At 68.8% G+C, this 26,306-nt stretch carries 21 protein-coding genes and 1 pseudogene; 9 read left to right on the top strand and 13 right to left on the bottom strand.

All coding sequences use genetic code 11. The features are described 5' to 3' along the window. Positions 1–372: 372 nt before the first annotated feature. Positions 373–783 (bottom strand): hypothetical protein, encoded by a 411-nt coding sequence (locus tag WS66_RS06545; RefSeq protein WP_059599438.1) that lies wholly within the window; start codon positions 781–783, stop codon positions 373–375. Positions 784–1,369: 586 nt separating this feature from the next. On the opposite strand from WS66_RS06545, the gene WS66_RS06540 reads away from it, so the two are divergent. After that, a complete protein-coding gene (locus tag WS66_RS06540; RefSeq protein ID WP_059599439.1) occupies positions 1,370–1,624 on the top strand; it encodes a DUF3562 domain-containing protein in 255 nt (84 codons plus the stop codon). Between the two features lie 242 nt (positions 1,625–1,866). Then, on the top strand, positions 1,867–3,666 hold the full coding sequence (locus tag WS66_RS06535; protein ID WP_059599440.1) for a methyl-accepting chemotaxis protein: 1,800 nt from the start codon (positions 1,867–1,869) through the stop codon (positions 3,664–3,666). 53 nt (positions 3,667–3,719) lie between these two features. On the opposite strand, the pseudogene WS66_RS06530 reads toward WS66_RS06535, so the two are convergent. After that, a pseudogene (locus WS66_RS06530) lies at positions 3,720–4,758 on the bottom strand (sigma-54 interaction domain-containing protein). A 354-nt stretch (positions 4,759–5,112) separates the two neighbouring features. On the opposite strand from WS66_RS06530, the gene WS66_RS06525 reads away from it, so the two are divergent. Then, positions 5,113–7,062: a hybrid sensor histidine kinase/response regulator gene (locus WS66_RS06525; RefSeq protein ID WP_059599441.1), complete on the top strand. Its 1,950-nt coding sequence runs from the start codon at positions 5,113–5,115 to the stop codon at positions 7,060–7,062. A gap of 100 nt (positions 7,063–7,162) precedes the next feature. Continuing rightward, positions 7,163–7,792, top strand: coding sequence for a DUF4142 domain-containing protein (locus tag WS66_RS06520; protein WP_108064665.1), 630 nt, complete (start codon positions 7,163–7,165; stop codon positions 7,790–7,792). A 34-nt stretch (positions 7,793–7,826) separates the two neighbouring features. On the opposite strand, the gene WS66_RS06515 is transcribed toward WS66_RS06520, so the two are convergent. From WS66_RS06515 to WS66_RS06505, 3 genes are all read right to left on the bottom strand, one after another. Further along, on the bottom strand, positions 7,827–8,327 hold the full coding sequence (locus tag WS66_RS06515; RefSeq protein ID WP_059599442.1) for a PRC-barrel domain-containing protein: 501 nt from the start codon (positions 8,325–8,327) through the stop codon (positions 7,827–7,829). A gap of 63 nt (positions 8,328–8,390) precedes the next feature. Then, positions 8,391–8,822, bottom strand: coding sequence for a CBS domain-containing protein (locus WS66_RS06510; RefSeq protein ID WP_059599443.1), 432 nt, complete (start codon positions 8,820–8,822; stop codon positions 8,391–8,393). 339 nt (positions 8,823–9,161) lie between these two features. Beyond that, entirely contained in the window at positions 9,162–9,410 is a 249-nt protein-coding gene (locus tag WS66_RS06505; RefSeq protein ID WP_059599444.1) for a hypothetical protein, read from the bottom strand. A 520-nt stretch (positions 9,411–9,930) separates the two neighbouring features. Here WS66_RS06505 and WS66_RS06495 point away from each other — a divergent pair. The 4 genes from WS66_RS06495 (at position 9,931) to WS66_RS06480 (ending at position 15,425) form a co-directional block, all read left to right on the top strand. After that, positions 9,931–10,242 (top strand): hypothetical protein, encoded by a 312-nt coding sequence (locus WS66_RS06495; protein WP_059599445.1) that lies wholly within the window; start codon positions 9,931–9,933, stop codon positions 10,240–10,242. Positions 10,243–10,449: 207 nt separating this feature from the next. Continuing rightward, the gene (locus WS66_RS06490) at positions 10,450–11,328 is read left to right on the top strand and encodes a MipA/OmpV family protein (protein WP_059599446.1); all 879 of its coding nucleotides are present in this window, start codon (positions 10,450–10,452) and stop codon (positions 11,326–11,328) included. A 105-nt stretch (positions 11,329–11,433) separates the two neighbouring features. After that, a complete protein-coding gene (locus tag WS66_RS06485) occupies positions 11,434–13,128 on the top strand; it encodes a VRR-NUC domain-containing protein (protein ID WP_059599447.1) in 1,695 nt (564 codons plus the stop codon). Beyond that, positions 13,125–15,425 (top strand): ATP-dependent DNA helicase, encoded by a 2,301-nt coding sequence (locus WS66_RS06480; protein WP_059599448.1) that lies wholly within the window; start codon positions 13,125–13,127, stop codon positions 15,423–15,425. The genes WS66_RS06485 and WS66_RS06480 overlap by 4 nt, the downstream gene beginning before the upstream one ends. A 39-nt stretch (positions 15,426–15,464) precedes the next feature. Here the strand turns inward: WS66_RS06480 and WS66_RS06475 are convergent, their stop codons facing one another. From WS66_RS06475 to shiA, 3 genes are all read right to left on the bottom strand, one after another. Next, positions 15,465–16,235 carry an IclR family transcriptional regulator domain-containing protein gene (locus tag WS66_RS06475; protein WP_059599474.1) on the bottom strand — a complete coding sequence of 257 codons (771 nt, stop codon included), beginning with the start codon at positions 16,233–16,235 and terminating at the stop codon, positions 15,465–15,467. 264 nt (positions 16,236–16,499) lie between these two features. Continuing rightward, entirely contained in the window at positions 16,500–17,801 is a 1,302-nt protein-coding gene (locus WS66_RS06470; RefSeq protein ID WP_059599449.1) for a UDP-N-acetylglucosamine 1-carboxyvinyltransferase, read from the bottom strand. A gap of 210 nt (positions 17,802–18,011) precedes the next feature. Further along, entirely contained in the window at positions 18,012–19,319 is a 1,308-nt protein-coding gene (gene shiA, locus WS66_RS06465) for a shikimate transporter (protein WP_059599450.1), read from the bottom strand. Positions 19,320–19,676: 357 nt separating this feature from the next. Between shiA and WS66_RS06460 the strand changes: the two genes are divergently transcribed. Continuing rightward, on the top strand, positions 19,677–20,804 hold the full coding sequence (locus tag WS66_RS06460; protein ID WP_059599451.1) for a 4-hydroxyphenylpyruvate dioxygenase family protein: 1,128 nt from the start codon (positions 19,677–19,679) through the stop codon (positions 20,802–20,804). Between the two features lie 46 nt (positions 20,805–20,850). Here WS66_RS06460 and WS66_RS06455 read toward each other — a convergent pair whose 3' ends face one another. The 5 genes from WS66_RS06455 to WS66_RS06435 all read right to left on the bottom strand — a co-directional run bounded on the left by WS66_RS06455 (position 20,851) and on the right by WS66_RS06435 (position 26,172). Beyond that, positions 20,851–22,086: an NADH:flavin oxidoreductase gene (locus WS66_RS06455; protein ID WP_059599452.1), complete on the bottom strand. Its 1,236-nt coding sequence runs from the start codon at positions 22,084–22,086 to the stop codon at positions 20,851–20,853. 104 nt (positions 22,087–22,190) lie between these two features. After that, entirely contained in the window at positions 22,191–23,525 is a 1,335-nt protein-coding gene (locus WS66_RS06450; RefSeq protein ID WP_059599453.1) for a type II toxin-antitoxin system HipA family toxin, read from the bottom strand. Positions 23,526–23,527: 2 nt separating this feature from the next. After that, positions 23,528–23,941, bottom strand: coding sequence for a helix-turn-helix domain-containing protein (locus tag WS66_RS06445; protein ID WP_059599454.1), 414 nt, complete (start codon positions 23,939–23,941; stop codon positions 23,528–23,530). Between the two features lie 171 nt (positions 23,942–24,112). Further along, the gene (gene ribBA, locus WS66_RS06440) at positions 24,113–25,237 is read right to left on the bottom strand and encodes a bifunctional 3,4-dihydroxy-2-butanone-4-phosphate synthase/GTP cyclohydrolase II (protein WP_059599455.1); all 1,125 of its coding nucleotides are present in this window, start codon (positions 25,235–25,237) and stop codon (positions 24,113–24,115) included. After that, a complete protein-coding gene (locus WS66_RS06435) occupies positions 25,234–26,172 on the bottom strand; it encodes an alpha/beta hydrolase (RefSeq protein ID WP_059599456.1) in 939 nt (312 codons plus the stop codon). The genes ribBA and WS66_RS06435 overlap by 4 nt, the downstream gene beginning before the upstream one ends. Positions 26,173–26,306 lie beyond the last annotated feature (134 nt).

Here is a 26,306-nt window from a genome sequence, read left to right as displayed (position 1 = left end):
TCGACACGTCGGGTCGAGAACCGCGCGAACGGGCGCATATCCGACGCTGTTGTTCGCGCTTCAACCGATTTCCGGAGTCGTGCCACGCAGCGCGTGGCGCATCAGCCGATCACGAACTCTCTGGCGCGAGGGTAGGCAGCCGACGGCTGCCTTGGAACGACGGACGGGGTGATTTTCACCCCGTCCGCTTCCTGGCCCCGTGCAGACTACTTTCCTCGCAGGTATTGTTTTGCTCGATGCCGCCGTGCGGAACGGCGTGTGGCGACACGCGATGTGCTGGCGTGCAGCGGTCGTTGCCGATTGGCGTGACAGCCTTCGTCTCCATCGCGCTGCGCCCTTGCCGCATCGGCTGCGTTCGGCTTCTTTCGGCTTTTACATGCGGTGAGGCGCTCGCAGGTCGTGCCGGCTGCGGGCGCCGCGGCATACGCGTGCGCGCCGACGCACGCCATGCAGCCGTCCTCGTCCGCCCGGCATGCGATTGCGCAACCGTGGCCAGCCGGGGCGCGTCTTTCGGCGCGGCCTCACGACGACCGGTGCGTCGGCACCGGCCCGCGCGCAGAGGGCGGCGGCGAAGCGCTGCAGCGCGAGCACCGACCCCGCGACACTCTGGTATTTCTCGCGGCCGATCTGCCCGTCGAGCGTGACGAGCAAGCCCGATTCGCGCGCGAGCGCGAGCAACGCGTCGAGATCGTCGGGCGGGCGGATTGCGACCGGCGCGGCAGTCGCGAACAGCATGCGCGTGCGCCGCTGTCCGTCCCGCGCCGGGAAGTTGCGATGGGCCATGATGGTCTCCTGCGCCCGACCCCGCGTGCCGGCTCGATGGCCGGCTGAGCGATGACCGGGTATGAACGCTTGGTTCATGATGTCAGTATCCGCCGGCCAGGCCGCGTTGCCAATCGGCGCGGGCTGAAGTCGCTGTCAGACATTGCGCGCGCGGTATCGGAATCCGCTGACACGCAGGGCCGACGATCGGTTGCGGCGGCGCAAGGCGGGCCGTCACGCGATGTGCGGCACCCCGACCCGGTGAATTCGAACAGACGAATCGCGGCCGGTGATCATCGCTTGACGCGGGATTTCGGCCGGTCTAAGTTTCCCGATGCATCGGCGTCGCGCGACGGTTCGTGGTACGCGCGATCGGCGGTGCCGCGCCTCGGGGGGCGTGGGCAATCCTTCCAGTCATTCGCGGGCCACGCGCGCCGCGAATCCTGCGCACGAGCCGATCCAGCGACGGATCGGCGCGGCGGCACGCGACGTGCCGTTGATCGCGCGCAAACACGCTTCGGTGCATCGTACGCCGGGCGGCTGTCCAGTCTCTAATCTTCCGGTAGCGTCATTTTCCTTTCGTTCCTCGACCGTCAGGAGCTCGTCGATGTCACAGGACAATCTGCTTGATGCTTTGAAGGCCGTCGCCGAAGAGCGCGCGATCGGCGCCGACCAGTTGCGCACGATGCTCGACGACGAAGTGCGGGCGTTGTCGTCCGATGCCCGCGTGCACGACTACATCCACGTGTTCGCGATCCGCCACCTGCGCGAGCGGATGCGCAGACAGGACGAACTCGAGCGCGACACGCCAGCCAGTACGCCGAACCGGGAGCCGGATACGAGTACCAGTCGGCGTCTGTAAGGAGGCCCGCCGCGGCCAGCGCCACTGACACTGGGACCGCGGCCGACCGACGCCGACGCGCAGGCATGCCGTATCGGCAACCGCTGCGCGCAAGCGCGCCCCCCAACGCCTCCCCGGCCGCCGGCGTTTTTCGTCATACCTTTCATCGAATCGACACAACGACCTCAAGTTCGCGGCGCAAATGCCGTTTACCCGGTGAATTCGTCCACCGGGCGTTCGCGCTCCCTTACCGAGTCGTTGCCATGCTCTCGTCCCTCCGCACCCGCATTCTTGCAGCGTGCGTCGCCATCGTCGTATTCGCGCTCGTCGCCACCACGCTGATCAATTACTTCATCGCACGCACGTACAACGAAGATGCGATCGACCGCAACCTGAGATCCGTTGCCAGCGGCCACGTGGTCGGCATCGGCGACTGGGTCGCGACCCGAAGCCGGATGATCGCGTCGCTGCAGGACGCCGCGCTGTCGCCCGATCCGCTGCCGGCGTTCAAGCAGATGGCCGCGGCCGGCGGCTTCACGAATGTGTACGCGGGCTATGCGGACAAGACGTTCCGTTTCTCCGACCCCACCGGCATCCCGCCCGACTACGATCCGACCGGCCGCCCGTGGTACAAGCAGGCCGCACAGGCCGGCAAGCCGGTCGTCACGCCGCCGTACGTCGATGCGGGAACCGGCAACCTGGTCGTCACGTTCGCGGTCCCGATCCTGCGCGACGGCGCGCTGAAGGGGGTCGTCGCGGCCGACGTCGCGATGGACAGCGTGATCGCGAACGTGAAGTCGATCCACCCGACGCCCGCGAGCTTCGGGATGTTGATCGACAGCAGCGGCCACGTCGTCGCGCATCCGGACGCGAAGCTCACGCTGAAGCCGGTCGCCGACGTGTCGCCCGACCTCGGCGGCATGGGCGCCGCGTCGCTCGCCGCGGCCGCCGCGCCGGTCGAAGTGCACGTGGGTGGCGACGCGAAGCTGGTGCGCGCGCAGGCCGTGCCGGGCACCGACTGGTACGCGCTGGTCCTGCTCGACAAATCGGAAGCGACGGCAGGGATGCGCTCGCTGCTGACCGCGTCGCTGATCACGCTGGTGGTGATCGTGGGCGTCGCGTCGCTGATCGTCGGCGCGATCACTGCAACCGCGTTCCGCCGGCTGTCGCAGGTGCGCCAGGCGATGGCGTCGATCGGCTCGGGCACCGGCGACCTGACGCAGCGCCTGCCGGCCGAAGGCCGCGACGAAGTCGCCGACATCGCGCGCTCGTTCAACAGCTTCGTCGACAAACTGAACGACGTGATGCGGCAGATCCGCGACGCGAGCGAATCGGTGCGCACGGCCGCGAACGAGATCGCCGCGGGCAACCAGGACCTGTCGTCGCGGACCGAATCGGCGGCGGCGAGCCTCGAGGAAACGGCTGCATCGATGGAAGAGATCACCGCGACGGTCGGCCAGTCGGCGGCCGCTGCCAGCCAGGCCGACGAACGGGCGGCCGCCGCGTCGCGCATCGCGTCGCACGGCGGCGTGGTCGTGTCGGACGTGGTGTCGACGATGGGGAAGATCGAGGAAGCGTCGGGCCGGATCGGCGACATCATCGGCGTGATCGACGGGATCGCGTTCCAGACCAATATCCTCGCGCTGAACGCGGCGGTGGAAGCCGCGCGTGCCGGCGAGCAAGGGCGCGGTTTCGCGGTCGTCGCGCAGGAAGTGCGCAGTCTCGCGCAACGCAGCGCGCAGGCCGCGCGCGAGGTGAAGGTGCTGGTCGAGTCGACGGTGGCGAGCGTGTCGGCCGGGTCGGGACAGGTGCGCCAGGCCGGCGACACGATGCGTGAAATCGTGTCGAACGTCGCCAATGTGACGACGATCATCTCCGAGATCACGCACGCGGCGAACGAGCAGACGCGCGGCATCCAGGAAGTGAACCGCGCGGTCACGCAACTCGACGAAATGGTGCAGCAGAACGCGGCGCTCGTCGAGCAGTCGACCGCTGCGGCGACCGCGCTGCAGACGCAGGCGAACGCGCTCGCGACGACGGTCGGGCAGTTCAAGGTCGCGTGACCTGCATCGCGTGATGCGGGCCGGATCGCTGCGCGCCACGCGCGCGGCGACGCTCAGCCGTGGCCGCCGTCGCGCATCAGCGCCAGCCGGTTGTAGAGCGTTTTCAGGCTGATGCCGAGCGCTTTCGCCGCTTGCGGCTTGTTGCCGTCGAAGTGCCGTAGCGTCGCCGCGATGAAACGCTGCTGCGCGTGGTGCAGCGTCGCGCCGAGCGGCAGCGCCATCGCATCGTCCGACGTAAGGTCGGGCAACATCGTCGGCTTGGGCAGCGCGACGTCGATGCCGTCGTCCGCGAGGATGTACGCGCGCTCGATCGTGTTGTGCAGCTCGCGCACGTTTCCTGGCCACGAATACGCACGCAGCGCGGCAATCGCCGCGTCGGTCAGGCGCTTGTGCGAGTGGTGCCGCACGTTGAGCGCATCGACAAACTCGTGCGCGATCGCCTCGACGTCGCCGTTGCGCTGGCGCAGCGGCGGCACGTTCAGCGCGAACGCGGCGAGACGGTAGAACAGGTCCTCGCGCAGCCGGCCGTCGCGCACGGCTTCGGCGGGATTGTGACGGGTCGCCGACACGATGCGCACGTCGAGTGGAATCGACTCGGTGCCGCCGACCCGCACGATCGTGTTCGATTCGAGCGCGCGCAGCAGCTTCACCTGCAGCGACGCGGGCATCTCCGCGATCTCGTCGAGCAGCAGCGTGCCGCCGAACGCGGCTTCGAAGAACCCTTCGCGTTGCGCGATCGCGCCGGTGAAGCTGCCTTTCTCGTGACCGAACAATTGCGCTTCGGCGATGTCCGCCGGAATCGCGCCGCAGTTAACGGGGACGAATGGCCCGTCGCATCGCGCGCTTAGATCGTGCAGTCGCCGCGCGACGATATCCTTGCCGACCCCGCTTTCGCCGGCAATCATCACGCTGGCGCGGGTCGGAGCGATTTTCTCGATACGGCCGAGCAGCGTGCGCATCGCCGCGGAGCGGCCGGACAGCCGGCGCGCGTCGGCGCGTGGCTTCGGACGGTTTGCAGAGTCGACCATAGGCGTTCAGCGGGCCGTTTTGAAAATCGGCACCGCGCACTCCCTTCTTTGCAATATCTATCATCGACAGCGAAACCGCACGGAAGGTGCCGCGATTTAGAAATTTCCAATGTCGGGTGCGACGACGGAAGAAATATGCGATCGCTAGGGCACGATGCCGACAGGCGGCTGCCGATGCCGCCCCATGATGCTTTTTTACAGCCGAGGTATGAAAAATCGAAAGACACCTGCCATCGCGTTCTCGGCAAACGCGACCGGCGGCTGAGCGGCGGCGCGACGGCACGTGCAACCCCCGGCTTTGCCGCGAAGTCGCCAGGCGCCATGCGGCGGGTACGCGTGTTGCGAAGGCTCGTAGGCTCGCCCGGTCCGCTCGAGGGCATATCGTCGAGCGACGGTCGCAGGGCGATGCAGGGAAACGATGAAAACCTTTACCCGCGAGCTGTTTCGGCAGGGCGCATGGGTCGTGCTGGCCGTCGGGCTGGCGTCCGTGCTGCAAGTGTGGGCGATTCACGCCGTCGGGATGCGTGAACCGTTTGCACCGCTACCTTTCTACGTCGGTGTCGCGGCCGCGGCCTGGCTGACGTCGTTCGGCGGCGGTCTGGCCGCGACTGCCGCGAGCGCGGCCGTGATCGGCGCGTTGTGGTGGCGCGATGTGCCGCTGCTCGCGCTGCTGACGCGGGCCGGCGTCTTCGTTGCGATCGGTTTCGTCGAATGCATGCTCGTGCTGGCCGTCAAGCCGCTGCTCGCGAACGACCGGCTGCGCGGAGCCGACGATGACGCGCGCCCGGCGAGCCGCGAACCGGCGCGCGCGCCGCTCGCACTCGACGACATCCTGCTGCGCCGCGTGGTCGACGCATCGCCCGACGCGATCGTCGGCGTCGATGCCGCACGGCGGATCACGAGCTGGAACCCGGCGGCGCGGCGCCTCTTCGGCATCGACGTCGCGGCGGTGATCGGACACGACGTCACGACGTTGATCGCGCCGCGCTGGCTGCGGCTGCATCCCGTTCCTGCGTCGTTCGCGAACGCGCGCGCGCCCACCGGCCCACTCGACATCCTGTGTGTACGTCGCGACGGTGGCCGCTTTCGCGCGACCTTCGCGGCAGCGCCGATCGTCGACGCGCAAGGCAACTGCACCGGCCTGTCGATGACGCTGCGCGAGGCGCACGAACGCCGCGACGAGCGGCGCGAACTGCGCTCGCTGCGCGGCGTGCGCGACGCGCGCGTACAGGCCGACGAATCGAACCGGTTGAAGGACGAACTGCTGGCGACCGTGTCGCATGAATTGCGCACGCCGCTGAACGTGATTTACGGCTGGGTCGAGGTGCTGCGCAGCGCCGACGCCCAGGGCTTGGCGCATCAGGCGATCGACGCGATCGATCGTAGCGCGCGGTCGCTGTCGCGGATGGTCGGCGACCTGCTCGACGCGTCATCGTTTGCGACGGGCCGGATGCGGCTCGAACGCACGCCCGTCGACCTGGTGCGCGCCGTGAACGAGGCAGTGCGCGAGCTCGACGCGAGCGCGGAGGCGAACGGACTCGAACTGTCGACCGCGTGCGCGATGTCCAACTGCGTGATCTACGCGGACGGCGAGCGCATTCGTCAGGTGCTGTCGAACCTGCTGTCGAACGCGATCAAGTTCACGCTGCCGGGCGGCCACATCAAAGTGTCGCTGACCCGGGCCGGCGCGCGCGTGCGGCTGTCGGTCGCCGATACGGGGCAGGGCATTTCCGCGGATCGCCTGCCGCATCTGTTCGATACGTTCAACCGGCCGGAAGGCGCGTCCGCGTCGCCGAAACGCGGCCTCGGGCTCGGCCTGTCGATCGTGCGCAACATCGCGCGGCTGCACGGCGGCGAGGTGGCGGCCGCGAGCGAAGGCGTCGGGCGTGGCACGACCGTGACCGTCATGCTGCCGGTGGACTGGCGCGCGGACGATCTGATCGGCCAGCCCTCACGGCCGAGCGGGGCGTCGACGGCGGTGGCGCTCGACGGCCAGCGCGTGCTGGTGGTCGACGACGATGCGACGTCGCGCGAGAGTCTTGCGGCGGCGCTCGAAACGCTGGGTGCCCAGGTGTCGACCGCGCAATCGGGGCGCGACGCGCTCGACGTGGTCGCGCGGCAGCACCCGAGCGTCGTGCTGTCCGATCTCGCGATGCCGGACGGCGACGGCTTCTGGCTGCTCGACCACATCCGCCATTTGCCGAACGCCGGCGGGCGTCTGCCCGTCGTCGCGGTAACCGCACACGCGGGCGCGGACCGGAACCGCGTGATGGCCGCCGGCTTCGACGCGTTTCTCGGCAAGCCGGTCGACATGCCGACACTGGCCAGCGTGATCGTCGACGTGGCGGCCGCCGGACGGCACCGCTGACGCCCGGCGGCCTCCGCAACACCCGCCAGGAGGCGCGATGAAGAGATCGAACAATACGCAGCGCGACGACCCGGGCGGCAAGCCGGCGCGCTCCGGGCGCATGCCGCTGATCGTGCGGATCCCGTTTGCCGGAAATGGCTGCTTGCTCGTATCGGGCGTGCTCGCCGCGGTCTGCGCATCGGCATTCACGCCGGCGCATGCGCAGGCGCCGCCAGCATCGTCCGTTCATGTCGCGCCACGCGTCGTCCGTCCCGGCGAGACCGCCGACGAGGCGGACATGACGCGGCGGCCGAACGGCATCGACGCGGAATTCGTCGACAAGGCAGGCATCGCCGGCAAGACGGCGCTGGAGGCGAGCCAGCTCGCGCTCGATCGGTCGTCGAATCCGGACGTGAAGGCCTTCGCGCGCCGGATGGTGGACGATCACGTTCGCATGGCCGCGGAATTGCGCCGGCTCGGCGCGCAAAAGGGCCTGCCCGTGCAGACGCGGATGCTGGTCGATCCGGGGCTGACGGCCCTGCGAACCATGCGTGGCGACGCATTCGACAAGGGTTACATCGCGCTGGCGGGACCGAGCGCGCATGAGGCTGCGATCAGGGTCTACGAAGCCGAAGCGCGCAACGGTCACGACCCGCAGCTTCGCGCGTTCGCGGCAGACACGCTGTCGACGCTGAAGGCGCACCTGCGCGCCGCGCGCGCGCTCGAGCGTTCGATCGCGGCCGCGCGCTGATCCGCACGGCGGCCGCGCGCGTCTGTCGCGTCGGTCAGTGGCGTCGCGTGCCGCTCTCCGGGCCGTTCGGAGACGCCTCGTATGGCGGCGAGTCGAGCGCCGTCTCGCCTTCCTCGATCAGCCAGTACGGCGACGCGCCGTAGTGCGCGTGCAGCGCCTCGGCCCACGCGGGATCGGCCATCGCCGGCCAGCGGTCCTTCTCGAAGCCCGGTGCGTCGCGCACCCGTTCGGTCGGAACGGGCAGCACGAAGCAGCGGCGCGCGACGTCGAGCGTCAGCACGTTCCACGGCACCGCGAGCAGCTTGTCGCCGATCCCGGCAAATCCGCCCGACGACACGACCGCGTATGCGATCCGGCCCGAGTGGACGTCGAGCATGATGTTCGTGACCTTGCCGATGTCGTCGCCGTCGATCGTCAGCACGCGATCGTTTTCCAGCGTGTCGGCGGCCATCACGTCCGGCCCCGGCCCGCCGGCCGAACGGCCGCGGTCGCCGACAATGCGCGCCTGTGTGCGCGACGGTCTGTCCGTTGTCATCGCTGTTCTCCTGGTCGAAGCGGCACGGCGCATACGGTGCGCGGGCTGCACGGATGGGGGCGCTCAGCGGCGGCGCGGCAGGGACACGTCCTCGAGCGTATTCGCCAACTCGTCGCGTGCCGGGCCGCCCGCGCGCGTCGCGATGTCGCCGAGCGACACCATGCCGACGATCTGGTGGTTGGCGTCGAGCACCGGCATCCGGTGCAGCTGTATGTCGGCCATCCGCTGCTGCACGTCGCCGACGCCGTCGTCCTCGACGCACCACTGCACCGGCGCCGATGCGACCATTTTCACGGGGGTATCGGGCGGATGCCCGTGCGACAGCGCGCGTACCGCAAGGTCGCGGTCCGTCACGATCGCGACGAGCCCGGTGCCGTCGCACACCGGCAGCACGCCGATGTCGAAGCGCTGCATCAATTCGGCCGCATGGCGAATCGTGTCGGTGGGCGCGACGCACACCACGTCGCGCGACATGATTTCGTTGATGCGATACATGAACGCCTCCTTCGTGAGCGAGACGATGCGGGAGCAGGACGCGTGCCGCGTTCAATCGACAGGTGCTGGACCTGCGCGGCCGTGCCACGGAGAAATTTGCCAGCCGGGTTGTACATCTTCCACGGCGGCAGCCGTGGCCGGGCTGCGCACTGCGCTCAGTGGCCGACGCCCGTCATCACGACGATGGCGAGCACCAGCGCGCTCTCGATCGCGGCCAGCGCCGCGACGCCCGCGGCACCGCTGACTTCGTGCCATGCACGTTCAATGCGTTTCATCAGTTCGCTCCGGTTGAGCCGGCCCGTTGCCGCGCTGCCGCGCATCGCGGGCCGGGTGCCGCCGTCAGCCGTGATCGCGGGGCGGTGGCGGGGCGTCGGGCGCGCGACGTTCGCGCTCGCCTGACGGCCTGGCGGGGTCGATGCGGGTTGCGCCGCCGACGGCGGGCGGATCGCTTGCCGGGAACGTCTCCTCGAGCCCTTCGTCGATGCGTTCCTCCGTCTTGTCTTCGGACGGCTTGCGCGATGTGGCCAGCGAGAGCGGGCCGGCAGCCGGTGACACGGCGTTGCGGCTGCCGGGGGCGGATGCGGTCATGATCGAACCTCCTTACGGGTACGAGGAGCGCAAGCGCCGTGCCCGCGCGGCGCGGGCGGCATGACGCTTGCAGTCGTCGAAGCGGCCGGGCGGGCGACCATTCGGGCTGCCCGCAGCCGGTATGGACGAGAGGACATCGTGATGATTGAACCCAGGGAAAGGATACGTTACGACGCGAGCGTGTGTAGCGGCGATTTCCGTGATGTACGCGAACGGTTCGACACATGCGTGGCGGCCCCGCCGGGCAGGCACACCCGTTGCGCGTGCTCGCCACGCCAATCGACACGCGCGAGCCGCCGCGCAGGAGTGACATGAGCACGCGATCCATGCTGCACCGTCCCGAGCCGACGCCCGACGTCGATCCCGACCCGGCGTTGCCCGAGCACGACGATCCGTTCGATCCGCCCGTGCCCCCGGGGCAGCCGCTAGGCGATCCGCCATCGCAGCCGCCGCCGGTGCGAATGCCGGGCGGGCACAGCCAACCGTGGCCGGCCGCGCGATCACTGAAAGGAGGACCATCATGGACATTCACGTGCAATCGCCCGACAAGCGCGCGATCGCCCAGGTGCTGGGCCGTTATTTCGAGTCGCGTTCGCTGCGCTATCACATCGAGGAGTTGCCGGGCGGCGTGCTGCATATCGGCTTTCGCGCGAGCGGGCACCCGGTCGCGGTCACCGTGTCGTTCGACGACACCGCCTACGACACCTACACGCACTGGGACGCGAGCCAGAAGCAGCTCGCGCTCGGGCGCCTCGCCGACGGTTTCTCGCGCATGATGGCGAAGCGCAGTCCGGCCGCGCTGGCCGGCGACTATCACGTCGAGCGTTTCTGATTCCGCAATCCTGCACCGGTTCATGCCGGAAATCGGCAAAGTGCCCGTGCTCAACGGGCGCTTTGCGGCTTCGCCGCGCGTCGCGTAGGATGATGACAATTCAGCGCACGCTACGTTCGCGCCGTCGGCTGCCTGCCGTTGCAGCCGATCGGGATGCGACGCGCTTTCCCTTAGGTTCGTTTCGTGCAACCGACGGAGATCGCCTTGATGACCGTTGCCCGCCCATTGTTGTCGCCCGGCATCCGCCGGGTCGTGTCCGGCCTGTCGGCCTTCGCCGTGCTGGCGGCGGCAGATGCCCGCGACGCGTCGGCGCAGACGCCTTCGCCGCTCGGCGAATGGCAATACTCGGCAGGCGTCCCGCTGCAGAAGCTGTTCAGCCCGACAGTTCCGACGTGGCAGGTCAGCGTGGGCGCGGCGATGACGCTCCAGCCGCGCTACGCGGGTTCCGATCGCTACCGCGTGATGGGCGGCCCGAATGTGGACGTGCGCTATCGCGACCTGTTCTTCCTGTCGACGGGCGAGGGGCTCGGCGCGAACGTGCTGCGCGGGCCCAACTGGCGCGTGAGCCTGTCGGTGGGCTATGACCTCGGGCGCCGCTCGGCCGACGACCTCGACCACCTGAACGGGCTCGACAACATCAACGCGGCGCCGGTGATGAAGCTCGCGGCCGATTACGTGATCTCGAAGGATTTTCCGCTCGTGCTGCGCGCCGATGTTCGGCGCAGCATCGGCGGCTCGAACGGCTGGATCGGCGATTTCTCCGCGTACATGCCGATGCCGGGCAGCAACGAGCACTTCTTCTGGTTCGCCGGGCCGACGGTGTCGTTCGCCGATTCGCGCTACATGAACAGCTGGTTCGGCGTGAACCCGGGTGCGTCCGCGCGTTCGGGGCTGCCGACCTATTCGTCGGGCGCGGGGATGAAGTCGTTCGGCGCCGGCGTGACGATGGTCTGGTTCGTCAACAAGCACTGGTTCGTGACCATGGACGGCGCGATCGAACAGCTCGTCGGCCGCGCAAGGCGCAGCCCGATCACGCAGCAGTCGACGAACGGCGTGTTCGACATGTCGGTGAATTACCAGTTCTGATCGGATCGGCGCCGGAAAGGCGGCCGGAAGGGGTCGCGGCATGCAGCATTTTTCGTCACATTTGATATGATTCCGACCTGTACAAACGTACAGTGATCGATCCCCGTGACGCCTGCATCGCCGACGCCCCCGGCGTTTTACTACCTGACCAATTTCGAACGCGCGCTGGCCTGGCTCGGCGAGCGTTACGACGACCTGCTCGATGCGCGCGAACACGCGTTTCTTCGGGATTTCGCACAGTTGCCAAAAGTGTCGCGCGCGCTGCTCGTGCGCATGCTGATGCGCAGCGGGTCCGACTTCCGTGCGAGCAAGCTGGTGTATGACGAGATCGGCAGCACGCTCGACGCGGCCACGCCACTCGTCGAGCTCGGCTGGGTCGATCCGGCGCCCGCGCTCACGCTCGACGAACTGTTCGCGCTGTCGACCAAGGCCGATCTCCTGAAGGTGTTCCCGTCGCTCGGCGCGCACGCGGGCGAGCGCAAGCCCGACTGGCTCGAACGGCTGCGGCCCGCGCACGACGTGGCGCAGCCGCTAGACGCCTGGTGCGCGCAGACCGACGATCGCGTGCTGCGCGTGACGGTCGGCGCGCTGTGCGACCGGCTGCGACTGATGTTCTTCGGCAATCTTCATCAGGACTGGAGCGAATTCGTGCTCGCCGATCTCGGCGTGTTCCAGTACGAAAGCGTGCCGTTCGCGCCGTCGTCTCGCGCGTTCCAGCAGCGCGACGACATCGAGACGTATCTCGCGCTGCAGACCTGCCGCGAATCACTCGATGCGTGGCCCGACGACCTGCCGTTCGACGCTCTGCTGCAGGCGATCGACGCGGTCGGCTGCGTGCAGCCGTGGCTCGCGACGCGCCGCGCGAAGCTGCTGTTCACGCTCGGGCAGACCTGCGAGCGCCGCGCCGACTGGACCGCCGCGCTGGACGCGTATGCGCGCAGCGCGTGGCCGGGCAGCCGGCACCGGCGCATTCGCGTGCTCGAACGCTGCGGACGCGACGACGATGCGCTCGCGCTGGCGCTCGAGGCGCGCAGCGCCTTCGAAAGCGACGAGGAGCGTCAGCGCGTCGAGCGGATGCTGCCGCGCCTGCAGCGCCGTCTCGGGCAGCGGGTTGAACGCGCGGGCAGCGCGCCCGACGTGCCGCGCGAGACGCTCGTGCTTGCGCGCCCCGACGCGTTCGTCAGCGTCGAATACGCGGTGCGCGATCACCTTGCACGGCCCGACGCGCCGGTTCACTACGTCGAGAACACGCTGATCAATTCGTTGTTCGGGTTGCTGTGCTGGGAGCCCGTGTTCGCGGCCGTGCCCGGCGCGTTCTTTCACCCGTTCCAGCGCGGCCCGTCCGACCTGCACGCACCCGATTTCGCGGTACGCCGCACCGCCGCCTTCGCCGCCTGTTTCGCGCAACTCGATTCGGGCGCGTACCGCGACACGATCCGCCGGCACTACGCCACGAAGATGGGGTTGCAATCACCGTTCGTGTTCTGGGGCGTGCTGACCGACGAACTGCTCGACGAGGCGCTGGCATGCCTGCCGCCCGAGCACCTGCGGCTGTGGTTCACGCGCCTGCTCTCGGATATCCGCGGCAACCGCTCGGGGCTGCCCGACCTGGTCCGTTTCTGGCCCGGCGAGCGGCGCTATGAACTGATCGAGGTGAAGGGCCCAGGCGACCGGCTGCAGGACAACCAGACGCGCTGGCTCGCATACTGCATCGCGCATGCCATGCCGGTGCGCGTCGTCGATGTCGAATGGGCGGGCGCGGGCGTCCGACAGGACGAAGCGGCGGGGTTGTCCGCATGAGCTATGTCGTCGCGGTGCGGGCGATGTGCGAGTTCACCGCGCGGCGCGGCGATCTCGACTTGCGCTTCACGCCCGCGCCGACCGCGCTCGAAGGCATCGCCGGTCACGGCGCCGTCACGTCGAAGCGCGGCGCACGCTATGAAACGGAGATCGCGCTGACCGGCACGTGGGGCACGCTGACCGTGCGCGGGCGCGCGGACGGCTACGATCCCGTCGCGAACCGGCTCGAGGAGATCAAGACCTATCGCGGCAGCCTCGACGCGATGCCGGCCAACCATCGCGCGCTGCACTGGGCGCAGGCGAAGGTCTATGCGCACCTGATGTGCGACGCACGCGGCCTCACGGAAATCGACGTCGCGCTCGTGTATTTCGACATCGTGTCGGAGCGCGAGACCGTGCTGACGGAGACGCTCGGCGCAAGCGCGCTCGCCGCGTTCTTCGCCGAGCAGTGCGCGTGCTTCGTCGGCTGGGCCGAGCGCGAGACCGCGCATCGCGCGGCTCGGGACGCGGCGCTGCGTGCGCTGACGTTTCCGCACGGGCAATTCCGCAGCGGTCAGCGCGAGCTGGCCGTATCCGTCTATCGGGCGGCGCGCGACGAACGCTGCCTGATGGCGCAGGCGCCGACGGGCATCGGCAAGACGCTCGGCACGGTGTTCCCGCTGCTGAAGGCATGCGGTGAAGGCGAGCTCGATCACGTGTTCTTCCTGACCGCGAAAACGCCCGGCCGGGCACTCGCGCTCGAAGCGGCGACCACGCTTGGCGCCGGCACGCCGGCGCTGCCGCTGCGGGTGCTGGAACTCGTCGCGCGCGACAAGGCGTGCGAGCATCCTGACCGCGCGTGTCACGGCGAATCGTGCCCGCTCGCGCAAGGCTTCTACGACCGGCTGCCGGCGGCGCGCGACGCGGCGATCGCCACCGGGCTGCTCGATCGCGACACCGTGCGCGAGGCGGCCCTCGCACACGACGTCTGTCCGTACTACCTCGCGCAGGAGCTTGCGCGCTGGTCGGACATGATGATCGGCGACTACAACTACTACTACGACGGCAGCGCGATGCTGCATACGCTCGCGCAGCAGAACCAGTGGCGTGTCGGCGTGCTCGTCGACGAGGCGCACAACTTGCTCGATCGCGCCCGCAAGATGTACAGCGCATCGCTTGACCCGTTCGCGTTCGCGGCCGCGCGCGAGGCCGCGCCGGCGGCTCTGCGCAAGGCGTTCGACCGGCTCGCGCGCGCGTGGGGCACGCTCAATCGCGCACAGGCCGAGCGCTACGCGGCGTATCCGGAGATTCCCGGCCCGATCGTGACGGCCGTGCAGAACCTCGTCGCGGCGATCGGCGAACACCTGACCGATGCGCCGCGTGCGAACGGCGACGCGCTGTTGCGCTTTCATTTCGAGGCGATCCAGTTCGGTGTGCTCGCCGACGCGTTCGACGGCGCGTCGATCTTCGACGCGACGCTGCACGGCGAGCCGTTGCCGTGCCAGTCCGGGCTCGACGGCGTCGCGCCAGCCGCGCGCCGGCGCCGCATCCAGTCGACGCTGTGCGTGCGCAACGTGATTCCGGCCGGCTTTCTCGCGTCGCGTTACGAAGCCGCGCGCGCGACCGTGCTGTTTTCCGGCACACTGAGCCCGTTTCATTTTTATCGTGACACGCTCGGACTGCCGGCCGACACGGGCTGGCTCGACGTCGACGGGCCGTTCCGCGCCGAACAACTGACCGTGCGCGTCGCGAGCCACGTGTCGACGCGCTGGCGCGACCGCGACCGTTCGCTCGAACCGATCGTGGACCTGATCGCCGCGCAGTATGCGACGCGGCCCGGCAACTACCTCGGTTTCCTGAGCAGCTTCGACTATCTCGGGCGCGTCGTCGCGCTGATGCAGACGCGCCACCCGGACGTGCCCGTGTGGGCCCAGGCGCCCGGCATGGCCGAAAGCGAGCGCGACGCATTTCTCGCGCGCTTCGACGCGGGCGGGCGCGGGGTTGGCTTCGCCGTGCTGGGCGGGGCGTTCTCGGAGGGCGTGGATCTCGTCGGCGAGCGGCTGATCGGTGCGTTCATCGCGACGCTCGGGCTGCCGCAGGTCAACGATGTCAACGAACAGATGCGGCGCGCGATGGATGCGCGTTTCGGCAACGGATACGACTACATGTATTTGTACCCGGGTGTGCAGAAGGTCGTGCAGGCGGCCGGACGCGTCATCCGCACCGAACACGACGAGGGCGTCGTGCATCTGATCGACGATCGTTACCGGCGGCGCGAGGTGCGCGATCTGTTGCCGCGGTGGTGGCGGATCGGGTGATCTGCCGGACGGGCGTCGTGCACCCGCTTGCATGAATCCCTAAAGCACGTTCAGCATCGCGAGCGCGGCTTCCTGCAGATGCGGCAGCACGCGCCGCACGGCCGCGTCGGTCGACTCGGCACCGATCGGCATGTTCGTGCTCAGCGCGGCGACGACTTCGCCGTGTCGGTTCTTCAGCGGCACCGCGATGCCGCGCACGCCGACCTGCAGTTGCTGTTCGATGACCGCGAAGCCCGCGTCGCGCGCGTGATCGACCTGTTCGAGCAGGCGTGCCTTGTTGGTGATCGTGTGTGGCGTAAACGGTGCGAGCGCGGTGTCGTCGAGCCACGTGCGGACGGCCTCGCGATCCGGATGATGCGCGAGCAGCACGACGCCCGGCGACGTCAGCGGGGCGGGCACGCGCGCGCCGAGCACGAAGCCGGTCGTCATCACGCGCGACACGCCGTTGCGGGCGATGAACACCAGTTCCCAGCCATCGAGCACGCTCACGTACGCCGATTCGTTCAGCGACGCGCTCAGTTGCTGCAGATACGGCTGGACCGTGCGCGGCAGGCGCGCCGAGTCGAAGTACGACCAGCCGACCCGCAGCACGCGCGGCGTGAGGCCGTACAGCTTGCCGTCGGTGTACACGTAGCCGAGCGATTCGAGCGTCAGCAGGTAGCGTCGCGCGGCCGTGCGCGTGAGACCGGTGCGGGCAGCCGCCTGGGTGGGCGTCATTCGTGCATGCTGGCTGTCGAACGCTTCGAGGATCATCAGGCCCTTTTCGAGGCCGGCAATCCAGTCGCGTCGGTCGAGGTCGGGCTTTTTCATCGTCGGTGGCGCACGGGTGGGCGCGCGGTGTTCGCGCGGGAATGGGCGATTATCGCGCAGATCCAAGATCGAGCGAAAGCAATGGACGGACGTGCGATGGGTGACGAGGAGGGGGAATGTACCGGGCGCCGACGGTACGGTTAGCGCTGGTTGCGGCGACCCCGATTGGTCGGGGCCGACCGGCGGATTGTCCGGGCGTCCGATGAATGCTGGGCGGACAGGATACGCGGCGCGGACATCGTCCACGCCGCATCCGGATCGACGTTACTCGCTGCTCGTCCACTCGACGTTCGCACCGACCGAACGCAGATTTTCGACGAAATGCGGGTGCGCGCGCCGGATCGGCAGCGCGTTCATGATTTCCGAGCGGCCTTCGATGCTCGCGGCCACCATCAGCAGCGCGATCGCGACGCGGATGATGTACGGGCTCTCGACGCGCGCTGGCGTCAGCTGCAGCCCGCCGAACGTGATCAGCCGGTGCGGGTCGGACAGCAGCACGTGCGCGCCGAACTTCGACAGTTCGCCGGACCAGCCGAGCGCGCCATCGTAGACCTTGTTCCAGAACATCGCGCTGCCTTCCGCACGCACGCCGAGCGCGATGAAGATCGGTAGCAGGTCGACCGGCAGGTACGGCCAGGGCGCGGCTTCGACCTTGGTCAGGATGTTCTGCGTGAACGGCCGCCGCACGCGCAGCGGGCCGTCGCGTTCCGCGCGCGACCAGCCATCGCGGTGCGTGACGTGCACGCCGAACTTCGCGAACGTGCGGTCGATCAGCGGGAAATGCTCCGGCGACGAGTTGCGCACGGTGATGTCGCCGCCGGTGATCGCACCCAGCGCGAGGAACGTCGCGATTTCGTGGAAATCCTCGGCGAAGCGGAATTCGCCGCCGCCGAGCTTGCCGCCGCCCGTCACGCACAGGCGCGACGTGCCGATGCCTTCGATCGCGACGCCGATCATCGCGAGGAACTGGCAGAACTCCTGCACGTGCGGCTCGGAGGCCGCATTCATCAGCGTCGACGTGCCGCCTGCCGCAGTCGCGCACAGCGCGAAGTTTTCGGTGGTCGTCACCGATGCGTAGTCGAGCCAGTGATCGTTGGCCGTCAGCGGGCCGTCGGCACGGACGATCAGCGAATCGGGCGTGCGCTGGATGTGCGCGCCGAAGCGCTCGAACACTTCGACGTGCGGATCGATTTCGCGCACGCCGAGCGTGCAGCCCTTCACGTCGTTCTCGAGACGCGCGACACCGAAGCGCGCGAGCAGCGGCGGAATCAGCATGATCGACGAGCGCATCGCCTCGGGCAGGCGGTGAACGGCCGGGTCGAACGTCGTGTTGCGATGGTGGAGATCGAGAATGCCTGTCGTGAAGTCGACCGACACGTCGCTGCCGAGCGTGCGGAAGATGTCGAGGATCTTGCGCACGTCGGTGATGTCCGGCACGCCGACGAGGCGCAGCGGCTGATCGCTCAACAGGGTGGCGCACAGAATCGGCAGGACGGCGTTCTTGTTCGCGGACGGCTTGATGTCCCCGCGCAGCGGAGTGCCGCCGTGGACGATGAGATTCGACATGATATGGGGGCGTATCTGTGACTAACGTAGGCCCATATGATGCCATTGGTCGGCGGGGGGTGTGGAATGTTCAGAGGGGAAAAGGGGCTTCTGCCCGCGGGATTGACTGTGTTTGACGTTGGGCGTGGCGCGATTCCCTTGCCCGGTCGGAGATGGCAGTCGGTGCGGAAATGGCCGGCGCGGATCGCGGCCGGCCATTCGGTCATTGCCTCACTGGGCCGCCCGCATCCGCGCGGCGACCACCAGCGAGATCAGGCAGCCCACCGCGAGATAGCCGGCGACGAGGTGCCACGAACCGCCGGCCACGCTTACCAGCGCCACCGCGATGAACGGCGTGAACCCGCCGCCGACGACGCTCGCGAACTGATAGCCGACGCCCGCGCCGCTGTAGCGGTATTCCGCACCGAACAGTTCGGTGAAGAGCGGCTGCTGGACGCTCACGACCATGTCGTGCGCGGCATTCGCCAGCAGGATCGAGAAGACCACGATCCACGCGATCGAGCGCGATTCCAGCGCGACGAAGAACGGCACCGCCGACGCGAGACCGATCACCGCACCGATCAGGTAGATGCGGCGCAGGCCGAAGCGGTCGGCGAGCCACGCGAAGCACGGGATCGTCACGCAGCTCACCGCACCGACCAACAGGCCGATGTTCAGGAACAGGTCGCGTGACATGCCGAGGTTCGACGTGGAATAGCTGAGCGCGAACGCGGTGACGATATACATCGTGAACAGCTCGGCGAGCCGCAGCGCGACGATCAGCAGGAACGCCTTCGGATGGCGCGTCAGTGCCTCCAGCACCGGCAGGCGGAGCTTGTGGTTGCCGTGCTCGACCTTCTCGACGAACTCCTGCGACTCGTCCATGCTCTTGCGGACCCACAGCCCGATCAGCACCAGCACGATGCTGAACACGAACGGCAGGCGCCAGGCCCAGGCCTTGAACGCGGCTTCGCCGAGGGTATGGCTCAGGATCGACACGATGCCCGTCGCGAGCACGAGCCCGACGCCGTAGCCGACCTGCACGCCGCTGCTGTAGAACGCCTTTTTTTGCTTCGGTGCGCTTTCGACGGCCATCAGCGCCGCGCCGCCCCATTCGCCGCCCACCGCGAAGCCTTGCAGCGCGCGCATCAGCACCAGCAACACGGGCGCCCACCAGCCGATCGACGCGAAGGTCGGCAGCAGGCCGATCGCGACGGTCGACAGCCCCATCAGCATCACGGTCAGCACGAGCATCCGCTTGCGGCCGAGCCGGTCGCCGTAATGGCCGAACACGACACCGCCGAGCGGGCGGAACAGGAAGCCGACGCCGAAGGTCGCGAAAGCCGCGAGCGTGCCCATGGTCGGGCTGACCTTCGGGAAGAATTCGGAATTGAAGACGAGTGCGGCGACGATCCCGTACAGCAGGAAGTCGTACCAGTCGACGACGGCGCCGACGAAGCTGCCGATCGCGGCCTTGCGGGCCTGGCTGCGTGCGCGGGCGCCGGCAGCGGCGTCGAGGGTGGCGAAGGTTGTGGTCATGGTGGTGTCTCCTGGCACGGCGCATCGTGGAAGCGTGGCGGCGCCGCGTCCGATGCTGCATTGAAGTCGATGGGTGAACGGAGAATAGGGCGCGCGCCGCACGGCGGCAATTAGCCGATCGGTCAAAATGCGCGATTATCGTTCAGTTGTGTGCGATTATCGAACGATTTTCGGGTTTGCACTAGGCGCGACACCAATATCCCGTTCAGCCAGGGTGTGCCGCCGTGAACGATCTGGTTAAAATCTGGACCATCGAAACCTCGCCCGAATCGGGCGGATGTCCGGCCGTCACATCGGCCGGGCGTGCCGCGCGCGCCGGGCGTCATCCCCATCGACCGCATGCCCCCGGAGACTGGAATGCCCGGCAATTCCCACCCCCTGTCCAGCGATACGCCGCCCGTTGCCGATCCGGCTGCCAATCCGCTCGGGATGGCCGGACTCGAATTCGTCGAGTTCGCGGCACCGGTGCCGGACGCGCTTGCGCAACGCTTCGAGCAGCTCGGGTTCAAGGCGATCGCGCGCCATGTGAGCAAGAACGTCACGCTGTACCGGCAAGGACAGATGCAGTTCCTGATCAATGCCGAGCCCGATTCGTTCGCCGCGCGCTATGCAGAGGAATACGGGATGGGCGTCTGCGCGATCGGGCTGCGCGTGGCCAGCGCGCGCCGCGCGTTCGAGCGTGCGATCGAGCTCGGCGCGTGGGCGTTCGAGGGCGAGCGGATCGGGGTCGGCGAGCTGAAGATTCCCGCGATCCAGGGGATCGGCGATTCGCACCTCTATTTCGTCGACCGCTGGCGCGGGCGGGACGGCCAGCGCGGCGGCGTCGGCGACATCTCGATCTTCGACATCGATTTCCGGCCGATCGACATCGCGACCGCGCATACCGATGTCGACTGCGTCGGCACGGGCCTGCAGCAGGTCGACCACTTCACGCAGACGGTCGGCGCGGGGCGCATGCGCGAGTGGCTCGACTTCTATCACGACCTGCTGCACTTCCGCGAAATCCACGAAATCGACGCGCACTGGCATGTGTCGGAAGAATCGCGCGTGATGGTGTCGCCGTGCGGCGCGGTGCGGATTCCGGTCTACGAGGAAGGCACGCGGCGCACCGAACTGATGCACGCGTATCTGCCCGACCACCCGGGCGAAGGCGTTCAGCACGTCGCGCTGTCGACCGACGACATCCTGGCGAGCGTCGATGCGCTGCGCGCGAACGGCGTCGAATTCATCGAGCCGCCGGCGCGCTATTACGACGAAGTCGATGCGCGGCTGCCGGGGCACGGCGTCGATCTCGACGCGCTGCGCCGCCGCGCCGTGCTGGTCGATGGCGAGATCGGCGGCGATGGCGTGCCGCGCCTGTTCTTCCAGACCTTCGTCAAGCGCCGGCCCGGCGAGATCTTCTTCGAGATCGTGCAGCGGCAGGGGCACCACGGATTCGGGGAAGGGAACCTCGCGGCGCTGGCGCGCGCCCGCGACGCCGGCTGAGCGGCAGGCGCACGATCGTGACCGGGGAATCAGCCGCTGAGTAACGTCAAGCGCCCACGGCCGGCACGCGGTTCGGCGCCGGGTCGTTCTGCGGCTTGAGCACGCACGCGGTACCACCCGGCGTGTACATCGACACGACGCAGCGGTTGCATGACGTGCAGCCCGACTGCGTGAGCCGGCCGCCGTGCAGCTCGTTCACGAAGTCCGGCTCGAACACGAGCGCGCGGGCGAGCGCCACCGCGTCGAATCCTTCGCGCATCGCCAGCGCGACGTTCTCGCGGGAACGCACGCCGCCGAGATACGCGAGCGGCATCCGGACGGCCGCTCGCACCTGCTTCGAATGCTCGAGGAAATACATCTCCCGAAATGCGCCCATCCTCGGCTCGGTGAGCTTCTGCAGCGTCATCGCCGCACGCACGATCGCGTTGTCGGCGTTTGCGCGCGCATCGCCGGGCAGCGGGCTGCCGAACAGCTGCCACACCGACTCGACGTTCATCCCGCCGCTCAGTACCAGCAGGTGCGCACCCTCGGCCTCGAGCCGCCGCGCGATCTCGCACGCGTCGTCGGCGGTTCCGCCGCCGCGCACGCCTTCGGTCACGCCGATCTTGCAGACCACGGCGAGATCGCGGCCGACGGCGTCGAGCACGCGGCCCAGCACCTCGACGGGAAACGCCGCGCGGCGCGCCGCATCGCCGCCGTACGCGTCGCGACGACGGTTGTACAGCGGCGACAGGAACTGGCTCAGCAGATAACCGTGTCCCATGTGGATCTCGACCGCGTCGAAGCCCGCGTCGCGCGCATGTCGCGCCGCCCGTGCGAATTCGTCGGCGATCGCGGTCATCTGGTCGCGCGTCATCGCCTGCTTCAGGAAACGGCCACTCATCACGCCGACCTTGTTGAAGCCGCCGGATGCGCTCAACGGTCGTTTCGTCGACAGCGACGGCAGGAACGTGAAGCAGCCGCCATGCGTGATCTGCGCGGACGCCGCCGCGCCGTGACGATGGACCGCGTCGGTCAGCGCGCGGAATTGCCGGACCGTCGGCGCATCGAGCCGCGCCTGGTCGACGAACGTGCGGCCATCGTCGCTGACCGCGCAGTACGCGACGGTCGTCAGCGCGGCGCCGCCTGCGGCGATACGCTCATGAAACCCGACGAGCGCGCGCGACGGCACGCCGTTCGGCGTCATGCCTTCGTTGGTCGCGGATTTGATCAGGCGGTTGCGCAGCGTCAGCGGACCGATCTGCAGCGGGCTGAATGCGGTATCGAGCGTGACGGGTTCCATGTCGGGCGGGCGTCGGGAAGGGGCACGGCGACCATTGTGCCGAGTCGGTGCGGGGCGGCATCGTCCACGTGGATGACCCGCCGCCGGGGCCGCGCCCGCACCGCCTACTCGGCCGTACCCAGCTTGCGCGCCTGACGACGCATCCCGTCGAAAATCGCATCGGCCACGTCCGCCGGGAAATCCGCCGGAATCCCCGACGCGACGGCGGCGATCACCGGTTCGGTGCGCGCGGCCACATCGGCCATGGCCGCGCGCACGTCGTGTTCGGTCAGACCGACGCGCGCGCCTTGCGCGATCCAGTGACGCGGCTGGATGTCGCCGATCACGTAATGGCGATTCTTCCCGCATACGGCCATCGCGAGCCGTGCGCGTCGCGGCGGCAGCTGGTTGCGTCGCGTGCCGATGATCGGGTGCGCGGACAGCACATCGTACAGCGGCGTGCTGCGATACGTATTGCCCGGCAGGTGCGCGATGCTGAAATTCTTCGCGTGGCCGTCGATGGCCGCGAGCACCCAGAACACGAGCTGCGTGACGAAGAAATTCCTGCGGTCCTGCGCGGCGTCGGCGGAATTCGCGAGGATGCCCATGATCGTCGCGATGCCCGGGCCACCGTCGGATTCGTATTTGGCGCCCGACGGCGTGCCGGTCGCCTGGCACATGTCCTCCTGCGGCAGGCGCAGGATCCACGTGCCGTCGCGGGACGGGCGGCGGTCGAAGCGCTCGACGATCAGCGCCTTCTGGTCGTCGAACCGGCCGATATCGCACGCGGCGACGGGCAGGCCGTATGCGGCGACGATCTTCGAGCACAGCCATTCGTTCTCGACCGACGTGCGCATGTCGGCCTGCATGTTTCCGACACGCCCCAGCGGCAGCTTGAAGATATGCGTGGTCGGTGTGCTGCCCGCCGGCAGCAGCCAGCGCTTGCCGTCGCGCAGCAGCGCGGTCTTTTCCTGCGCGCCGGCGATCGACAGGCGCAGCTCGCCATCCGGCTCCGCTTGGCCGGGCAGCGGCGCGGCGGTTGCGTGGCGCAGCACGTCGGCCACGGCCGAGTCGTCGAGCACGGTGCCGTCGATCGATTCGAGGTCGATCGGGGTTTCGTCCGGCGGCAGCAACTGCAGCGCCCCGACGCAATCGCGGCCGATCGACGCGAGCAGTTCGAACGGCGCCGTCGACCCGAGCCGGTAGCGCTGCGCGATGCGGCGCCGGATCGGCTGGCTGTCCGGCAGCAGGTTGTCGAAGTAATCGGCGACGATCGCGCCCTGGTGCAGCTGGTTGCCCGGCGTGAACGGCAGCGACAGCGACAGCGGACGCCCTTGCGGATCGTCGACCCATGCCGGCAGGTAGACGAGGCGCTCGACGCCGCGCCGGACTTCCCAGTGTCCGACCGGGATGCCGTTCATCCACAGGTCGAGGCGGTCGTGGCGGGGACGGCGGGCCATCGTCACCAGTCCTCCCGCGTGGGGTTCCGAGACTTGCCGGGTGTCGCCGCGGCAGACCGTTTCCGCGCGGCGGCGGATGGAGCCTTCGCGGCGGCCGGCGGGCGAGCCGGCACAGCCGACGAGCCGGGCGAGCGGCCGCGTGCGGCCGGTGCGCGCTTGAGCGCCGGCGTGGTGTCATCGGGCACCGTTGTGTCTTCCGGGGTGCCCGGCACGAGCGTCAGGCGAACGCCGAGCACGTTCAGTACCTTGAAAAGCCGTTCGATGCTGACCGCGGACGGATTGGCTTCGAGCTGCGCGTACGACTGTTGCGTCACACCGAGGCGGGCGGCGAGCTGCGCCTGCGTGAGCCCCGCCGACTTCCGGAAGCCGACGAGGATCGGGCGCAACTGGCTCAAGGTCTGGACCGGGAATGGCATGGGCTCTCCGCGAAATGACAGGCGATCGCTTGTAATCGAAAAATACAGTCTATGGTATGTATCGTCAAAATACAAACCCGAGACTGTAATTCATAAAACAAACGATAGCCTGTCAGGCGGACACCCGTGGGTCGGTAAAAGGGCGGGCGGCGCGCGCTCGTCGGCCCGGCATCACGCCGCCCGCAGCGGGCTGGCGTGGGCGGCGCGCGCGCTTTCCGGATCGTCGTCGCCGAGCGGGATGAACGCCATGATTTCCAGGTCGTGCCCCGACAGCGCCGGCAGCCGGAACGGGCTCGACAGCACGTTCAGCCGTCGTACGCCGAGGTCACGCAGGATCTGCGATCCGATCCCCGTCACGCGGCCGTCGCGGCGTGCGTGGCCGGCGGGCGTTCGCATCGCGTCGCCGCGCATGTCGCAGTCGAGCAGCACCGCGACGCCGCAGCCGGCCGCATCGATCCGCTGCAGCGCCGCGTGCAGCGGCCATGAATGCGCGGACGGTTCCGCGTCGAGCAGGTCGAGCAGCGAATGGCATTCGTGCACGCGCGTCAGCACGGGCGTCGACGGATCGGGCTCGCCTCGCACCAGCGCGAGATGCGGCGCGCCGTGCACGGTGTCGCGATACTCGATCGCGCGGAACCGGCCCCACGGCGTATGCAGCGGCCGTTCGCCGACACGTTCGACGAGCGACTCGTGCTCGCGGCGGTAATGAATCAGGTCCGCGATCGTGCCGATCTTCAGCCCGTGATGCGCGGCGAACGTCTTCAGCTCCGGCAGCCGCGCCATCGTGCCGTCGTCGCTCATCACCTCGCAGATCACCGACGCGGGCGTGAGCCCGGCAAGCGCCGCGAGATCGCAGCCGGCCTCGGTGTGCCCGGCTCGCACCAGCACGCCGCCCGGGCGCGCGGCGATCGGAAACACGTGGCCGGGCTGCACGAGATCGTCGGGGCGCGCGCCCGCGCGGACCGCCGCGCGGATCGTCCGCGCCCGATCGGCCGCGGAAATGCCGGTCGTCACGCCTTCGGCCGCCTCGATGCTGACAGTGAACGCGGTGCCGAACGGCGTGCCGTTGTGGTCGGCCATCGGCGGCAGGCGTAGTTGCTCGCAGCGCTCGGCGGTCAGCGTCAGGCAGATCAGCCCGCGCCCGAAGCGCGCCATGAAGTTGATCGCGTCGGGCGTCACGTGATCGGCCGCGATCACGAGGTCGCCTTCGTTTTCGCGATCCTCTTCGTCGACGAGCAGGACCATCCGTCCGGCGCGCAGCTCGTCGACGATTTCCGGTGTGGTGGCGAGCGTCATTGCGCCTCCGTCGCATCGAATGCGCGGCGCAGCGCGTCGGCGCCGAAGGTCAGCACGCGATCGGCCGCGTCGACCGCGCCGAGCATGCTCGCGAACCCGTGCAACTGGCCCGGCCAGCGCACGAGCGAGACCGGCGTGCCGGCCTGCGCGAGACGCAGTGCATACGCTTCGGCCTCGTCGCGCAACGGATCGAATTCCGCGCTCACGATCGTGGCCGGCGCCGCGCCCGACAGGTCCGCCACCGCGAGCGGGCTCGCGAGCGGCGATGCGCGGTCGGCGCCGTCGTCGAAATACTGGCGCTTGAACCAGCGCATCGCGTCCGCCGTCAGGAAATAGCCTTCACCGAGCGATTCGTACGACGGATGCTCGGTCGCGCAATCGACGACCGGATACAGCAGCAACTGGTGCGCGATCGCGATGCCCGAGCCGCGCAACTGCAATGCGGCGGCCGCGGCCAGGTTGCCGCCGGCGCTATCGCCGGCCACGGCGATCGCACCGGCGCGCGCGCCGAGATCGCGCGCACTGGCGGCGGCCCAGCGCACGGCATCGCATGCGTCCTGCGCGGCCGCCGGGAAGCGCGCTTCGGGCGCGAGCCGGTAATCGACCGACAGCACGAGCGTGCGCGCGCGTCTGGCAAGACTGCGGCATACGTTCGCGTGCGAGTCGATACCGCACGCGACGAAGCCGCCGCCGTGGAAAAACACGGTCAGCGGCAACGGCCCGTCGGCATCGGGCCGATACAGTCGTGCGGATAACTGACGACCCGGTGCCGGGATCTGCCAGTCCTCTTCGGCGGTAATCGCGTCGCCGGGCGCGAACGCGCTGCCTCCGGCGAGGCTCGCGCGGTACGCGGGCACGGTCAGTTGATCGAAATCGATCGCGGGCGCTTGGGCGAGCGCGGCGAGCAGCGCCTGCGCCTGAGGGTCGAGCGGCATTGGAACTCCTGTCTGAATCGGATGCGGTCTGAATCAGGTAAACCCGCATCGCGGTTTTCCCTGAGCCCGCGCCGGACGCTTGTCGGCACGGCTTGACGGGCATTCCAGCGCAGCAGGCAGGGCGCCACATCATC

Source organism: Burkholderia sp. LA-2-3-30-S1-D2 (assembly GCF_001523915.2).
Lineage (GTDB): Bacteria > Pseudomonadota > Gammaproteobacteria > Burkholderiales > Burkholderiaceae > Burkholderia > Burkholderia diffusa.
This window is presented reverse-complemented; position numbering and strand designations above follow the sequence as displayed.

Excerpts from the sequence above, each read along its gene's own strand:
- WS66_RS06545 (WP_059599438.1), bottom strand. The coding sequence starts at position 783 with ATGGCCCATCGCAACTTCCCGGCGCGGGACGGACAGCGGCGCACGCGC.
- WS66_RS06540 (WP_059599439.1), top strand. The coding sequence starts at position 1,370 with ATGTCACAGGACAATCTGCTTGATGCTTTGAAGGCCGTCGCCGAAGAG.
- WS66_RS06535 (WP_059599440.1), top strand. The coding sequence starts at position 1,867 with ATGCTCTCGTCCCTCCGCACCCGCATTCTTGCAGCGTGCGTCGCCATC.
- WS66_RS06525 (WP_059599441.1), top strand. The coding sequence starts at position 5,113 with ATGAAAACCTTTACCCGCGAGCTGTTTCGGCAGGGCGCATGGGTCGTG.
- WS66_RS06520 (WP_108064665.1), top strand. The coding sequence starts at position 7,163 with ATGCCGCTGATCGTGCGGATCCCGTTTGCCGGAAATGGCTGCTTGCTC.
- WS66_RS06515 (WP_059599442.1), bottom strand. The coding sequence starts at position 8,327 with ATGACAACGGACAGACCGTCGCGCACACAGGCGCGCATTGTCGGCGAC.
- WS66_RS06510 (WP_059599443.1), bottom strand. The coding sequence starts at position 8,822 with ATGTATCGCATCAACGAAATCATGTCGCGCGACGTGGTGTGCGTCGCG.
- WS66_RS06505 (WP_059599444.1), bottom strand. The coding sequence starts at position 9,410 with ATGACCGCATCCGCCCCCGGCAGCCGCAACGCCGTGTCACCGGCTGCC.
- WS66_RS06495 (WP_059599445.1), top strand. The coding sequence starts at position 9,931 with ATGGACATTCACGTGCAATCGCCCGACAAGCGCGCGATCGCCCAGGTG.
- WS66_RS06490 (WP_059599446.1), top strand. The coding sequence starts at position 10,450 with ATGACCGTTGCCCGCCCATTGTTGTCGCCCGGCATCCGCCGGGTCGTG.
- WS66_RS06480 (WP_059599448.1), top strand. The coding sequence starts at position 13,125 with ATGAGCTATGTCGTCGCGGTGCGGGCGATGTGCGAGTTCACCGCGCGG.
- WS66_RS06475 (WP_059599474.1), bottom strand. The coding sequence starts at position 16,235 with ATGAAAAAGCCCGACCTCGACCGACGCGACTGGATTGCCGGCCTCGAA.
- WS66_RS06470 (WP_059599449.1), bottom strand. The coding sequence starts at position 17,801 with ATGTCGAATCTCATCGTCCACGGCGGCACTCCGCTGCGCGGGGACATC.
- shiA (WP_059599450.1), bottom strand. The coding sequence starts at position 19,319 with ATGACCACAACCTTCGCCACCCTCGACGCCGCTGCCGGCGCCCGCGCA.
- WS66_RS06460 (WP_059599451.1), top strand. The coding sequence starts at position 19,677 with ATGCCCGGCAATTCCCACCCCCTGTCCAGCGATACGCCGCCCGTTGCC.
- WS66_RS06455 (WP_059599452.1), bottom strand. The coding sequence starts at position 22,086 with ATGGAACCCGTCACGCTCGATACCGCATTCAGCCCGCTGCAGATCGGT.
- WS66_RS06450 (WP_059599453.1), bottom strand. The coding sequence starts at position 23,525 with ATGGCCCGCCGTCCCCGCCACGACCGCCTCGACCTGTGGATGAACGGC.
- WS66_RS06445 (WP_059599454.1), bottom strand. The coding sequence starts at position 23,941 with ATGCCATTCCCGGTCCAGACCTTGAGCCAGTTGCGCCCGATCCTCGTC.
- ribBA (WP_059599455.1), bottom strand. The coding sequence starts at position 25,237 with ATGACGCTCGCCACCACACCGGAAATCGTCGACGAGCTGCGCGCCGGA.
- WS66_RS06435 (WP_059599456.1), bottom strand. The coding sequence starts at position 26,172 with ATGCCGCTCGACCCTCAGGCGCAGGCGCTGCTCGCCGCGCTCGCCCAA.